This is a genomic window from Actinoplanes sandaracinus (genome assembly GCF_030009775.1).
Taxonomy (GTDB): domain Bacteria; phylum Actinomycetota; class Actinomycetes; order Mycobacteriales; family Micromonosporaceae; genus Actinoplanes; species Actinoplanes sandaracinus.
Genome location: NZ_JASCTH010000014.1, coordinates 87476 through 101433 on the forward strand (window position 1 = coordinate 87476; position 13958 = coordinate 101433).

Consider the following 13958-nt stretch of genomic DNA (forward strand, 5'->3'; position numbering starts at 1 on the left):
CACCGCGCTCGCACGTATTTTGCAAGGACGGACTGACAGTGGTTCTTTTCTTGCAAAAATATGGCGTAGTATTCCGTCGTGACGAAACGACTAGCCGAGGTGGCGAAGAAGGCCGGAGTCAGCGAGGCGACCGTCAGCCGGGTGCTCAACGGGCGCAGCGGCGTCTCCGAGGCCACCCGCACGTCGGTGCTCACCGCGCTGGACGTGCTGGGTTACGAGCGCCCCACCAAACTCCGTGGCGAGCGGGCCCGGCTCGTCGGCCTGGTGCTCCCGGAGCTGCAGAACCCGATCTTCCCCGCCCTCGCCGAGGTGGTGACCGGCTCACTCGCGCAGCGCGGGTTCACCCCGGCGCTGTGCGCCCGCACGATCGGCGGCGTGCCGGAGGCCGACTACGTCGAGATGCTGCTGGACCATCAGGTGTCCGGGGTGATCTTCGCCGGCGGCTCCTACGCGCTCGCCGACGCCTCGCACGAGCACTACCGGCGGCTCACCGAGCGTGGACTGCCCGTGGTGCTGGTCAACGCCGGGGTCGACGAGCTGGGCTTTCCCCGGGTGTCGACCGATGACGCGGTGGCGGTCGAGCAGGCGTACGGGCACTTGCGCTCCCTGGGCCACGAGACGATCGGCATGGTGCTCGGCCCGGAGGGGCACGTGCCGTCCCGCCGCAAGTTGTCCGCGCTGCTCCAGGTGTCCGTGGCCGCCGACGCCGAGGCCTGGGTGGAGCGTTCCAGCTTCTCCATGGAGGGCGCCCGGGTGGCGGCGACCAAGCTGGTGGAGCGGGGCGTGACCGGCATCATCTGCGCCAGCGACGTGCTGGCTCTGGGCGCGATCCGGGCGGCCCGCCGGCTGGGCCGGTCGGTGCCGGGCGACGTGTCGGTGGTGGGCTTCGACGACTCCGCTTTCATGACCTGCACCGATCCGCCGCTGACGACGGTGCGGCAGCCGATCGAGATGATGGGCCAGGCCGCGGTGGACCTGCTGGTGAGCCAGATCGACGAGGCCCGGGTGCTCTCCGACGAGCTGCTGTTCGAGCCCGAGCTGGTGGTCCGGGGCTCGACGGGGCCGGTCCGCCGGGACTGATCGACGCGCTGACTGACGGCTCGAAAGCCGCCGACCGATGGTCGGCGGCTTTTTTGCGTACAAAAGCGGGTCAAGCGGCCGGAAGCCAGTAGCTGCCGCAGTTGAGTCGTGTTTTTTCATGGAAATATTGAAACCTTGCGAGTGTCTGCACGCCTCGTTACAGTGACTCCACTCACTACAGGAAACAGTCCTCACCACTCATCTCAGCGATGGCCATGAATAGACCCGATCCCGGAGGGATGGACAGATGTCGGTACCGCAGTACCGGAGGGTCGCGGCGCTCGCGCTCGTGACCGGCCTGGGGCTCAGCCTGGCGGCGTGTTCCACCAAGAGCGAGGACGACGGCGGGACCGACGCCGCCGGCAAGGTCACCATCACGGTCGACTGCCAGCCGGTCGCCGCCCAGAAGGAGCTGCTGCAGAACTGGAACGCGGATGTCACCGAGTTCCAGAAGCAGAACCCCGACATCGCCATCAAGAGCGTGAGCGTCGGCCAGCAGTGCAACAACCCGCCGGACTTCACCGCCCGTCTGGCCGGCGGCACCACCACCGACGTCTTCTACGGCTACATGACCGACCTGCAACAGGTGCTGGACTCCGGTCAGGCGCTCGACATCACGCGGTACGTCACCAAGGACACCGTTCCCACCTGGGACAGCGTCGACCCGGCGCTCAAGGTGGTCTTCACCGACGGCGGCAAGCTCTACGGCGTACCGGTGAAGAACTATTCGATGGGCCTGGTCTACAACAAGGCGCTGTTCCAGAGGGCCGGGCTGGACGTCGAGAACCCGCCGAAGACCTGGCCCGAGGTCCGCGAGGCGGCCAAGAGGATCGCCGCCCTCGGCGACGGCGTCGCCGGGTACTCCGAGTACAGCGCCGGCAACACCGGCGGCTGGCACTTCACCTCGCTGCTCTACTCACAGGGCGGCACGGTCCTCTCCGAGGACGGCAAGAAGGCCACCTTCAACAGCCCGGAGGGCAGGCAGGTCCTGCAGAACCTCAAGGACATGCGGTACGGCGACGACAGCATGGGCAGTCGCCAGCTCCTGCAGTGGGGCGACCTGCTGACCAACGCGGCGGCCGGCAAGGTCGGCATGTTCATCGGCGCGCCGGACACCACACAGGCGATCGTCAGCCAGTTCAAGGGCAGGTTCTCCGACTGGGCGGTGGCGCCGCTGCCCGGCCAGACCGGCCTGGCGAAGGGCACCCTCGGCGGCGGCGAGGGCTACTTCTTCAAGAAGGACCTCACGCCGGAGCAGGTCAGGGCCGGTCTGAAGTGGATCGCCTACCAGAAACTGACGCCGGGCAAGGGCCAGTTCGACTACGTGCGGGCCAAGCCGCAGAACTACCCGGTCGGCCTGCCGCAGCCGCTGCTGTTCGCGAACGGCAGCGAGGCGCAGAAACAGGAGTTCGACCTGCGCAAGGCCAACGCCAACGTGCCGGTCGAGAACTTCGCGCTCTTCGAGAACAATCAGCTCCCGATCAAGGGCGAGCCGCGGAACGCGCAGGCGATCTACGCGGTGCTCGACTCGGCGATGTCCGGCGTCCTGACCGACCCGAACGCGCAGGTCGACGCCCTACTCAAGACCGCTGAGGAGAAGGTGGGCCAGTTGCTGGCCGCCGGCAGCTGACGACGCCCGGTGCGGGGGCCGTCCGTCCGGCCCCCGCACCCGAACACACAGGAGTGCCTCCCTTGGCGACCATCACCGCACCGGCCCCGGCTCGGCGGACCGCTCACCCCCGGCCGGCGACGACACGACGCCGCCGCAAGATCCAGGACAACCTGACCGGGCACGCCTTCCTGATCGGGGCGGTCGGCTGCTTCGCCCTCTTCATGTGGTACCCGATGATCCGCGGCGTCGTGATGAGCTTCCAGCACAGCCGTCGCGGCGTGACCAGTTGGGTGGGCTGGGACAACTACATCCGCATCGTCAACGACCCGAGCTTCTGGACCGCGTGGAGGAACACCTTCCACTTCACCGGGCTCGCGCTGGTGCTCGGGTTCGTGCTGCCGTTCGTCGTCGCGATCCTGCTCAACGAGTTCCGGCACGCCAAGGGCTACCTGCGGGTGCTGGTCTACCTGCCGGTCATGCTGCCCCCGGCGTCGGCGCTCTACCTCTTCAAGTACTACGCGTACGACCCGAGCGAGGCGGGCCTGTTCAACGCACTGCTGAGAGCGGCGCATCTGCCCACGTCGGAGTGGATGCAGTCGCCGACGATGACGATGCCGGCCATGGTGATCGCCTCGACCTGGATGAACATGGGTGGCGCGGTGCTGATCTATCTGGCGGCGCTGCAGAACATCCCCGGCGACCTGTACGAGGCGGCCGAGCTCGACGGCGCCGGCCTGGTCAAGCGCATCTGGCACGTGACGATCCCGCAGACCAGGCTCATCCTGGCGCTGCTGGCGATGACGCAGATCGTCGCGACCATGCAGCTCTTCATCGAGCCGCTGATCCTCGCCAACGGCGCCGGCACGCAGGACTCGGCGACCTCGGTCGCGTACCTCATCTATCAGCACGGCTTCTTCCAGAACGACCTCAACGGCGCCGCCGCCCTGGGCGTGATCATGCTCGTGGTGCTGGGCGCCTTCTCCGCCGTCTATCTCCGGCTGAGCACGAGACAGGACCGGTAACCATGTCCCGAACCCTCATCTCGCATGCTCAGCTCCAGCGTGGGCGCGGCCGGGCGGTGTACTGGGCCCTGCTCGCCGTCGTCGTCACGGCGTTCACCCTGGTCTTCCTCGGGCCGCTCTACTGGATGGTCACCGGCGCCCTCAAATCGGGTCGGGAGATCGCGCAGATCCCGCCGACGCTCTTCCCGCGGGATCCGGAGTTCGGCAACTACGTGGACGCGTGGACCCAGTTGAACCTGGGGAAGCTGCTGTTCAACACGTTCTACTACGCTGCCGGTGCGGTGCTCTTCCAACTGGTGCTGGACACCGCGGCGGCGTACGCGCTGTCGAAACTGCGCCCGGTCCTCGGCAACGTGATCCTGGGCGCGATGCTGGCGACGCTGATGATCCCGGCGATGGTGCTGATCGTCCCGCAGTACCAGACGGTGATCAGCCTGCCGCTGCTGGACATCAGCCTGATCGACTCGCCGTTCGCGATCTGGCTGCCGACGGTCGCCAACGCGTTCAACATCTTCCTGCTCAAGCGGTTCTTCGACTCGATTCCCGAGGAGATCATGGCGGCCGCTCTCATGGACGGCGCGTCGCCGCTGCGTACCCTCCGGTCGATCCTGCTGCCGATGTCGCGGCCGATCCTCGGCGTGGTGTCGATCTTCGCGATGACCGCGGTCTGGAAGGACTTCCTCTGGCCGCTGCTGGTCATGCCGCACCCGCAGACCCGCACGGTCAGCGTCGGCATCTACGCCTTCGCCGGCGGAACCCCGCAGAACGTGGTGGTCGCCGCATCGGTGATCGCCGCCGCGCCGACCGTGGTCCTTTTCCTGATCTTCCAGCGCAACATCATGTCCGGTCTGACCACCGGCGGTCTCAAAGGATGAGTGAGGTGTCCGTGACGACTCCCTGGTGGTGTGACGCGGTGATCTACCAGGTCTATCCGCGCAGTTTCGCCGACGCGGACGGCGACGGGATCGGTGACATCGGCGGCATCCGCGCGAGACTCGGTCACCTGCGGGACCTCGGTGTCGACGCGATCTGGATGGGCCCGTGGTACCCGTCCCCGATGGCCGACGCCGGCTACGACGTGTCGGATTTCCGGGACATCGATCCGGTCTTCGGCACGCTGGCCGAGGCGGAGGCTCTGATCGCCGAGGCGCACGAGACCGGGATCCGGATCATCGTCGACATCGTGCCGAACCACGTCTCGTCCGAGCATCCCTGGTTCACCGCGGCTCTGCGGTCCGGGGACGCCCCGGAACGGGACTATTTCTGGTTCCGCAAGAGTCAGAGCATGCCCACGAACTGGACCGGCGAGTTCGGCGGCACCACGTGGACGCGGACACCCGACGGCGACTGGTACCTGCACCTGTTCACCCCGGAACAGCCCGACCTCAACTGGGAGCACCCGGCGGTCCGGGCCGAGTTCGAGGGCATCCTGCGGTTCTGGTTCGACCGGGGTGTGGACGGCATCCGGATCGACTCGGCCACGCTGCTCTGCAAGGATCCGGCCCTGCCCGAGGTGGTCGACGGCGAGCCGCACCCGTTCCACGATCGCGACGCTGTGCACGACGTCTATCGGTCGTGGCGGCGGGTCGCCGACGAATATCAGGACCGGGCGCTGATCGGCGAGGTCTGGATGCCCGAGGTGGAACGCTTCACCGACTACCTGCGCCCGGACGAGCTGCACGCCGCCTTCAACTTCGACTTCCTCGGCTGCGCCTGGGACCCGGCCCTGCTGCGGGCGTGCGTCAACCGCACCCTGGAGGCGCACGCGACGGTCGGCGCCCCGCCCACCTGGGTAATCTCCAATCACGACGTGACCCGCCACGTCACCCGGTACGGCCGGTCGGACACCACGTTCAGCTTCGAGAACAATCTGGACGGCACCCCGGTCGACCTGGAGCTCGGCACTCGCCGGGCGCGGGCGGCGGCGCTGCTCACCCTCTCGCTGCCCGGCTCGGCCTACGTCTATCAGGGCGAGGAGCTGGGCCTCTGGGAGAACGAGAGCATCGGCGAAGACCGGATCCAGGATCCGATGTACGCCCGGCGCGGCCACACCCGGGACGGCTGCCGGGTGCCGCTGCCCTGGTCGGGAGACGAGCCGCCGTACGCGTTCACCACCGCCACCCCTTGGCTTCCCCAGCCGGCGGAGTGGAAGGACCGAACCGTGCGGGCGCAGACCGGCGACCCGAACTCGATGCTGGAGCTGTACCGGGCCGCGATCCGCCTGCGCCGCACGCTGTCGCCGGAGTTCGCGTGGCTCGGCCTCGGCGCCGACGTGCTCGCGTACACCCGCGGCGCGGATTTCGCCTTCGTCCTCAACCTCTCCGGCTTCCCCGTCCCGATGCCGGAGCACCGGACCCGCATGCTCGCCAGCGGCCCGCTCGACGGTGACCTCCTCCCCCAGGACACCGCGGTCTGGCTGCGCCTCTAGGAGCACCCACCGCGACATCGAGAACCCGACCAGCACATTCACCATCACCCGCAACTGACTCCGAGGACAGCGCCCGGCCCTTCGGTCCGGGCGCTGCCGGGTTCTTGGAGTACTTGATTCATGGGCCTACCGTCGTGACATGCAGCCTGATCCGCGAGCCTCTGCCGGATGGCAGCAGCACCCGGCGCCTCCGGTCACCGGGTGGTGGTTCATCGTGCCGCTGGTCACCTTCGGCCTCCTCACGGCGCCGATGGTGCTGGCCGGGGCGGTCAAACTGCGGTCCCGGCCGCACAAGATCCTCGCGGGCGGATACTTCGCCGTCCTCATGGCCGGCTGCGCGGCCTCCGCGGCGACCTCCGACGGCACCGAGTCGGCCGCGGCCATGCTGGTCAGCATCTCCTACTTCGTCCTCTGGATCGTCGGGACGGTGCACGTCGCCATCCTCGCGAGCCAGGTCCGGGCCGACTTCTTCCGCAATCGGCGCCCGTCGCAGGCGTGGGGCACGGCCGCGCCCCACCCCGGCGTCGGCTACCACCCGCCGTCACGCCAAGGTCTGGGCCACCCACCCGCACGCCACGGCCTTGGCCACTACCCGGCGCCGCGGCCAGCCTGGGCGCAGGGGCGTGTCGACCCGGCGCTGGCCAAGGCCCAGTGGCGGCTCGCCCGCCGAGCGGAGGCCCGTCACCTCCAGGCTACCCAGCCGTCGATCGCCGCCGAGCTGATGATCGGCCGCCCCGACCTGCCCGGCCGCCAGTACGACGACGGGGGCCTCGTCGACGTCAACCACGCTCCCGCCGAGTGGTTGATGCGCATGCTCTCCATCGAGCGCCCGCTCGCGGAGCGGATCGTCGAGGCCCGGCAGCTCCACAACGGCTTCGCCACCCCGGAGGAACTGATCGTCTACTGCGAGGGCCTCACTCCGGCGAAGCTCGAGCTGTTCCGCGACCGTCTGCTCTTCATCCCGCGCTGATCTTCATCCCGCGCTGAAGGGGCGGGCACCCACGACCGGTCACAGGCCGGCCTCGTAGTTGCCGCCGTCACTGTCGACGTGGTCGTAGGTGTTGCCCGGCTCCCGCAGCGTGTGGCCCGGATCGAGGCTCACCGCCCCGTCCTCCTCGCGGGAGTCGCGGAACTGCTCGCCGGTGGTGAACGGCGTGAGCATGACCAGGAGGAAGCCGAGAAGAGCGGGCAGGATGCTCCAGCCCAGCCGGATGCCCCACACGATGAGCAGCACCCCTCCTCCCGCCTGGACGAGCAGGACGGTGACGCCGAGAAGCAGTTGCCGGTTGCGCTGGGACCGGACCCACTCGGCGCTCGACAACCGCAGCGGCACGGTCTCGCCGCAGGTGCCACATGGTGTGGCGGTGTCCACCGTGCCGGCGCTGGGGCGCCGCGCCGTGATCGGGTGCAGGCGGTAGACGTCGGAGCCGGGCACGCGATGAGCCAGTTCCAGTCGGGGCGTCGCGTCGACCGGCGCCTGGCGAAGTCTCATCCAGGCAGATTATCGGCGGTCATGACGAGCGTCGATGGAACGAACGGTGCCCGTCACGGGGGCCGAACATCCGTGACGGGCGACGTTCGCGGATGGACCGGTCAGGCCGCGGGCAGCGACGAGACCGGCCGGGCGTCACCGAGGACCGGGTCGACCTCGTACATCCGGGCCTCGGCCAGGTCGAAGTACATCCCGGCGAGACGGAGACGGCCGGCGGCCTCGGCCGCCCGCACCGTGGGCGAGGTACGCAGGTTCGCGAGCTGCTGGACCACGTTGTCGGCGCAGCAGCGTTCCTCGTCGGTGACGTCGCTGAACCGCACCCCGGAGAGGGCCAGCCATGCGCCGAGCGCCGAGCCGGCCCCGGCGGCGTCGTTCATCAGGGCCCGGACGGCGCCGCAGCCGGAGTGGCCGCAGACGGTGATGGTGGTGACGCCGAGGATGTTCACCGCGTACTCGACGGCGGCGCTGACCGAGGTGTCGCCCGAGGCGTGCGGCGGGACGATGTTGCCGATGTTGCGCACGCAGAACAGGTCGCCCGGGCCACTCGCGGTGATCAGGTTGGGGACCACGCGGGAGTCGGCGCAGGTGATGAAGAGCTGCTGCGGGCTCTGGCCGTCACGGGCCAGGTCGGCCAGGTGCGGGCGGACCAGCGGGGCCACGCTGCGTTCGAACTCGGCGATCCCGGCCTCCATCGCGCCCCGGCGCTGCTGGTCCATGTCTTGCCAGCGAGACCAGGAGCCGAGCAGCCGCGGGGTGCGCTTGCCGCCGCCGAGCCGGCCCGACGTGGCCTGGTGGAACCAGGAGTCGTGCACCTCCCGGATCCGCACCGCGCCGCCGGTCCGCTCGTAGCCCTCCCGCCAGTCCCGGATCGTCTCGAACGCCCCGTGGTCCAGGTAGTCCAGGTGCAGCTCGACGTCGATCTCGGCGCCCGGCGGCAGAGCGCCGAGTTCCCGGCTGAGGCGGGCCGACTCGACGAACGACAGGGTCCCGTTGATGGTGACCAGCCACTCGCCGGGGGCACGCTCGACCCGGCGGATGTCCGACCGGGCGAGCCGGCCCAGGATCAGGACCGCCGCCGTGATCATGCCGAGGGCGACGCCGGTGAGCAGGTCGGTGAAGACCACGCCGAGCGCCGTGACCAGATAGGTGGGCAGTTCCCGGTGCCGGGCGTAGGTGCGGATCTGGGCCAGGCTGACCAGCCGCAGGCCGACGACGATCAGCACGGCGGCGAGCACCGCCATCGGGATGGCCTCCAGCAGCCCGGCACAGAGCAGCACGAACCCCGCGATCCACACGCCGTGCAGGATCGCCGACGCCCTGGTCCGGGCGCCGGCCGCCACGTTGGCCGAGCTGCGCACGATCACGCCGGTCACCGGCAGGCCGCCGAGCAGGCCGGACGTGGTGTTGGCGACGCCCTGGCCGACGAGTTCCCGGTTCAGGTCGGCGCGCGGCCCGTCGTGCAGCCGGTCGACGGCGACCGCGGAGAGCAGTGATTCGACGCTGGCGACCAGGGCGATGGTCAGCACCGCGACGGCGATCTCGCGAAGTGGCGCGTCCGGCCAGGCGGGCCGGATCAGGTTCGCGAGGGGCTCGCCGGGAAGCCGCACGCGTTCCACATCGGCGTCGACGGCGGCGGCGAGCGCGGTCACCGAGACCACGGCGACCAGGGCGGCGGGCAGCAACGAGACCTTCACGATGCGGGGCCACAGCACCAGCACCGCGACGGTGAGGGCGCCGAGCAGGGCGGCCGCGCCGTGGTGGGCGGCGATCTGGCCGGGCAGGTCGACGAGGTTGCGCCAGGCGGAACTCTGCGGCGCCCCGCCGAGCATCACGTGGACCTGGCTGAGCGCGATGACCACGCCGATGCCGGCGAGCATGCCGTGCACCACGGCCGGCGACAGGGCGAGAGCGGCACGGCCGAGGCGGGACACGCCGAGGAGGATCTGGACTCCCCCGGCGACCGCGACGATCGCGGCGGTGCCGGCGAACCCGAAGTCGGCGACGGTCCCGGCGACGATCACGGTGAGACCGGCAGCAGGGCCGCTGACCTGCAGCGGGGCGCCGCCGAGCGATCCGGCGACGATGCCGCCGATCACGGCCGCGACCAGGCCGGCGAGCAGGGGCGCACCCGATGCCGCGGCGATGCCGAGGGAGAGCGGGATGGCGATCAGGAATACGACGATGGACGCCGGCAAGTCCCGGCGCAAAAACTGCGTCAAGTCGGACATTTCGGCAATGTACCCAATGAGGGTTAACGGGTGATTACGGAAATGCTCCTTACCGTCAAGGCACAGCAAACCGCCACCTGGCACTCAGCCAGGCGGCGGCAGGCCACCGGCCCACGAAGGCCAGGCGGCGGATAAGGAGCCGGCCGACCGGGAGCCGGACGGCGGGCGAACAGCTGGCCGTCTCTGAGCGCTGCTTCGCGAAGCCGGAGGCAGCGCTCGGAGACGGCCGGGGTTCAGGCCTTCCAGCGTTCGTTGTTCGACTCGTAGATCTCGCGCAGGATCGCCGGCACGTCGTAGGTCAGCTTCCAGTCCGGGTAGTGCTCCTCGAACCGCGCCGTGCTGCTGATCCACCACTGGTGGTCGCCGGCCCGGTTCTGGTCGACGTACTCGGTACGGGCCTCCAGGCCGGTGATCTCCGAAGCGATCTTGAACGCCTCGATGTGGCTGCAGTTGGAGAACCGGCCGCCGCCCATGTTGTAGATCTCAGCGACCCGGGGCGCGCGGTGGAACGCCTCGAACGCCGTGATCAGGTCGTGCGAGTGGATGGCGTCGCGGACCATCTTGCCCTTGTAGCCGAAGATCTTGTAGGTCCGCTGTTCCATGACGCAGCGCATCACGTACGCCAGGAAGCCGTGCAGCTCAGCGGCGGAGTGACCCGGACCGGTCAGCGTGCCGCCGCGGAACACCGCCGTCGGCATGTCGAAGTAGCGGCCGTACTCCTGGACCATGATGTCGGCCGCGACCTTCGAGGCGCCGAAGACCGAGTGCATGCTGCTGTCGATCGACATGGTCTCGTCGATGCCGCCGTACCACCGGTGATCCTCGGGGAGTTCCCAGCGCGTCTCGTGCTCGACCAGCGGCAGTGAGTTCGGCGTGTCGCCGTACACCTTGTTGGTCGAGGTGAAGATGAACGGCGCGTCGATCGCGTGCCGCCGGGTCGCCTCCAACATGTTGATCGTGCCGACCGCGTTGACGTCGAAGTCGGTGAACGGCTCACGGGCGGCCCAGTCGTGGCTGGGCTGGGCGGCGGCGTGGATCACCAGGCCGACGTTCGAGCCGAGATCGGTGAAGAGCTTGTCCAGCCCGTCCCGGTCCCGGATGTCGAGGCTGTGGTGGGTGTAGCGGTCGCCGACCTCTTTGACCAGCTTCTGCAGGTTCCACTGGGTGGAGCCGTCGGCGCCGAAGAAATAGCCGCGCATGTCGTTGTCGACGCCGACCACATCCATGCCGAGGGCGGCGAAGTGCCGGACCGCCTCCGATCCGATGAGACCGGCCGACCCGGTGATGACGACGACGCTGCTCATACTGACCTCCGGTTGTCGGGCGTCACCGGGCGAGACTACCGGTGAGCTGGACCAGTCTGGCCGCCCGGTCGGCAGTGTCGTGATCGTCATGCTTGACCGTGGCACGAAATGGGCACGTCACCAATTCGCCACATCCGATGGGGAGGCTCCGACGGATACCGGCGGTTTCATGACGAGTTCAAGGACGGTCGCGATGACAGAGTCACTCCAGGCGGAACACCACCTGTCCCTCGGCCGGGCAGCACTGACTCTCGGGGTGGAGGAGGAACTCCACGTCGTCGATCTCGGAACGCGGGAGCTCGTACCCCGCGCTCCGGAGATCCTGGACCGGCTGGACGCCGCGCACTTCTCGGCGGAGCTGCACCGGTCGGTGGTGGAGACGAACACCCCGGTCAGCGGCACCCTGGACGATCTGCGGACCGGGATCACACAGCGGCGCCGGGAGGCGATCGCCGTCGCCGAGTCGCTGGGGCTGGGCCTGGTCGCGGCCGGCACCGTTCCGCTGGTCGATCTGGACGCGCTGCCGGTCACCCCGACCTCGCGGTACCAGCGGATGCTGCACGAGTACCAGATGCTCGTCCGCGAGCAGCTGATCTGCGGCACCCAGGTGCACGTCGGGGTTCCCGACCGGGACGAGGCGGTCGCGGTCGCCCAGCGGGTGACGCCGGTGCTGCCGGTGCTGCTCGCTCTCTCCACCAGCTCGCCGTACTGGATGGGCGAGGACTCCGGGTACGCCAGTGTCCGCTCGCTGGTCTGGATGCGCTGGCCGACCGCCGGCGACAGCGGCCAGCTGCACTCGGCCGAGGAGCACGAGGCGCTGGTCAGTGACCTGATCGCGTCCGGCACGATCAGCGACCCGAAGATGGTCTACTTCGACGTCCGGCCGTCCGCGCACGTGCCCACGGTGGAGCTGCGGGTCACCGACTCCAGCCCCGACACCGAGACGATCGTGCTGCTCGCCGGGATCTTCCGTGGCCTGGTGCTGCGCGCCCAGCAGGACCACCGGGCCGGCGTTCCCCTGCCCCGGCCGAGGCCGCCGCTGCACCGCGCCGCGATGTGGCGGGCCGCCCGGTCCGGCCTGGAAGGCGACCTGCTGGACCTGCCCCGCTCCCCGGTTCCGGTGCCGGCCGCCGTCGCGGTCGAGCGCTTGGTCGGCGAACTGCGGCCGCAGTTGGAGGAGCTGGGCGACTGGGACCAGGTCTTCGACCTGACCGTGCGGGCGCTGAGCCGGGGCAGTTCGGCCGCTCGCCAGCGCCGGGCGCTGGCCCGGCGCGGCCGGCTCTCCGACGTGGTGGACCTGCTGGTGACGGACACCCGGGGCGGGGTCACCGAGACCGGTCCGGCGGGCGTTCCGGCGCCGGCCCTGATCGAGGCGTACGCCGCCGACGGCGACGAGGCGTTCTTGAATGTGCCCGGCCCGGAGGGCCGGGTGGCGCCCGCCTACACCGGGATCCTGCCGGTGCTGACCTCGCTCGGCGCGACCGGCCTGCGGCAGCGGGAGGACGCCCGCGACGACGAGCAGCGGGCCCGCGGCATCACGTTCAGCGTGGCCGGCGAGGCCGCCACCCGGCTGTTCCCGTTCGACCTGGTACCCCGGGTGGTCCCCGCCGCCGACTGGAAGCGGCTGCAGGGCGGCCTGATCCAGCGGGTCCGGGCGCTGGACGCGTTCCTCAACGACGTCTACGGCGATCGGCAGGTGGTGGCCGACGGCGTCATCCCGGAGTGGGTCGTCAACGGCTCCCCCGAACTGCGGGCCAGCGGCGCCCTGATCAGCCGGCCCGCGGTGCGCACCCAGGTGGCCGGCGTCGACCTGGTCCGGGACGGGGCGGGCGACTGGTGCGTGCTGGAGGACAACCTGCGGGTGCCGTCCGGGATCGCGTACGCCATGCAGAACCGCCGTCTCACCTGGAGCGTCCTGCCCGAGTTGCCCCGTCCGGCGGCGCTGATCTCGGTGGAGGAGACTCCGCGCCTGCTCAAGACCGCCCTGCTGGAGGCGGCCGGCCCGGCCGCCGGTGACGATCCGGCGCTGGTCGTGCTCAGTCAGGGCCCGGACGACTCGGCCTGGTTCGAGCACCGGATGCTCGCCGAGGCGATGGGCGTGCCGCTGGTCCGCAGCACCGAACTGTTCGTCGACGAGCGCCGGGTGTGGCGTCTCAAGGACGGGCACCGGCACCCGGTCGACATCATCTACCTGCGGATGGGCGAGGACAGCCTGGTCCACTCCCCCGGCGCGGACGGCATGCCGCTCGGCCCCAGCCTGGTGGCCGCGTTGCACGCGGACACCGTGGTGCTGGCCAACGCGCTGGGCAACGGCATCGCCGACGACAAGTCGGTGTACGCCTTCGTGCCCCGCATGATCGAGTACTACCTGGGCGAGAAGCCGCTTCTCGCCGACGTGCCCACCTATCTGTGCGGCATCCCGGAGCAGCGCGCCGAGGTGCTGCGCCGCCTCGACGAGCTGGTCTGCAAGCCGGTCGACGGTTACGGCGGCGACCGGATCGTGATCGGCTCCCACGCGACCGCGGAGGAGCTGGCGGCGCTGCGGCGGCAGATCAAGGCGGCGCCGCACCGGTGGGTGGCCCAGGAGATCGTCGACCTGTCGACGCATCCGGTCTTCGACGGGCACCGGCTCGCCCCGCGGCACGTCGACCTGCGCGCGTTCATCTTCACCGGGCGGCAATCGGTGGTGGCGCCGGCCGCGCTCACCCGGGTCGCGCCCGCCGGAAGCATGATCGTCAACTCCTCGCGGGGTGGCGGCTCCAAGGACACCTGGTTGCTCGGCTGAGCATTCT

General features: G+C 69.9%; 10 protein-coding genes. 7 read left to right on the forward strand and 3 right to left on the reverse strand.

Annotated features, from left to right (window positions below; translation table 11 throughout):
• The first annotated feature begins 78 nt into the window (after positions 1-78).
• The 6 genes from QLQ12_RS21890 to QLQ12_RS21915 all read left to right on the forward strand — a co-directional run bounded on the left by QLQ12_RS21890 (position 79) and on the right by QLQ12_RS21915 (position 7112).
• The gene (locus tag QLQ12_RS21890; protein ID WP_282762142.1) at positions 79-1080 is read left to right on the forward strand and encodes a LacI family DNA-binding transcriptional regulator; all 1002 of its coding nucleotides are present in this window, start codon (positions 79-81) and stop codon (positions 1078-1080) included.
• Positions 1081-1327: 247 nt separating this feature from the next.
• Positions 1328-2710, forward strand: coding sequence for an ABC transporter substrate-binding protein (locus QLQ12_RS21895; RefSeq protein ID WP_282762143.1), 1383 nt, complete (start codon positions 1328-1330; stop codon positions 2708-2710).
• A 62-nt stretch (positions 2711-2772) separates the two neighbouring features.
• Positions 2773-3714: a carbohydrate ABC transporter permease gene (locus QLQ12_RS21900; protein WP_282762144.1), complete on the forward strand. Its 942-nt coding sequence runs from the start codon at positions 2773-2775 to the stop codon at positions 3712-3714.
• Positions 3715-3716: 2 nt separating this feature from the next.
• Entirely contained in the window at positions 3717-4589 is an 873-nt protein-coding gene (locus QLQ12_RS21905; protein ID WP_282762145.1) for a carbohydrate ABC transporter permease, read from the forward strand.
• Positions 4586-6142, forward strand: a complete 1557-nt coding sequence (locus QLQ12_RS21910) for a glycoside hydrolase family 13 protein (RefSeq protein ID WP_282762146.1) — start codon at positions 4586-4588, stop codon at positions 6140-6142. The genes QLQ12_RS21905 and QLQ12_RS21910 overlap by 4 nt, the downstream gene beginning before the upstream one ends.
• Positions 6143-6281: 139 nt before the next feature.
• Positions 6282-7112 (forward strand): ComEA family DNA-binding protein, encoded by an 831-nt coding sequence (locus QLQ12_RS21915; RefSeq protein ID WP_282762147.1) that lies wholly within the window; start codon positions 6282-6284, stop codon positions 7110-7112.
• A gap of 39 nt (positions 7113-7151) precedes the next feature.
• Here the strand turns inward: QLQ12_RS21915 and QLQ12_RS21920 are convergent, their stop codons facing one another.
• The 3 genes from QLQ12_RS21920 to QLQ12_RS21930 form a co-directional block, all read right to left on the reverse strand.
• Complete coding sequence (locus QLQ12_RS21920; RefSeq protein ID WP_282762148.1) at positions 7152-7634, reverse strand: hypothetical protein; 483 nt, start codon at positions 7632-7634, stop codon at positions 7152-7154.
• A 101-nt stretch (positions 7635-7735) separates the two neighbouring features.
• A complete protein-coding gene (locus QLQ12_RS21925; RefSeq protein WP_282762149.1) occupies positions 7736-9862 on the reverse strand; it encodes a bifunctional SulP family inorganic anion transporter/carbonic anhydrase in 2127 nt (708 codons plus the stop codon).
• Between the two features lie 233 nt (positions 9863-10095).
• On the reverse strand, positions 10096-11166 hold the full coding sequence (locus QLQ12_RS21930) for an NAD-dependent epimerase/dehydratase family protein (protein WP_282762150.1): 1071 nt from the start codon (positions 11164-11166) through the stop codon (positions 10096-10098).
• 193 nt (positions 11167-11359) lie between these two features.
• Between QLQ12_RS21930 and QLQ12_RS21935 the strand changes: the two genes are divergently transcribed.
• Positions 11360-13951 (forward strand): carboxylate--amine ligase/circularly permuted type 2 ATP-grasp protein, encoded by a 2592-nt coding sequence (locus tag QLQ12_RS21935; protein ID WP_282762151.1) that lies wholly within the window; start codon positions 11360-11362, stop codon positions 13949-13951.
• Positions 13952-13958: the final 7 nt, after the last annotated feature.

Coding starts and splice junctions, on each gene's coding strand:
- QLQ12_RS21930 (WP_282762150.1), bottom strand. CDS start 11,166: ATGAGCAGCGTCGTCGTCATCACCGGGTCGGCCGGTCTCATCGGATCG.
- QLQ12_RS21935 (WP_282762151.1), top strand. CDS start 11,360: ATGACAGAGTCACTCCAGGCGGAACACCACCTGTCCCTCGGCCGGGCA.
- QLQ12_RS21915 (WP_282762147.1), top strand. CDS start 6,282: ATGCAGCCTGATCCGCGAGCCTCTGCCGGATGGCAGCAGCACCCGGCG.
- QLQ12_RS21910 (WP_282762146.1), top strand. CDS start 4,586: ATGAGTGAGGTGTCCGTGACGACTCCCTGGTGGTGTGACGCGGTGATC.
- QLQ12_RS21925 (WP_282762149.1), bottom strand. CDS start 9,862: ATGTCCGACTTGACGCAGTTTTTGCGCCGGGACTTGCCGGCGTCCATC.
- QLQ12_RS21920 (WP_282762148.1), bottom strand. CDS start 7,634: ATGAGACTTCGCCAGGCGCCGGTCGACGCGACGCCCCGACTGGAACTG.
- QLQ12_RS21905 (WP_282762145.1), top strand. CDS start 3,717: ATGTCCCGAACCCTCATCTCGCATGCTCAGCTCCAGCGTGGGCGCGGC.
- QLQ12_RS21895 (WP_282762143.1), top strand. CDS start 1,328: ATGTCGGTACCGCAGTACCGGAGGGTCGCGGCGCTCGCGCTCGTGACC.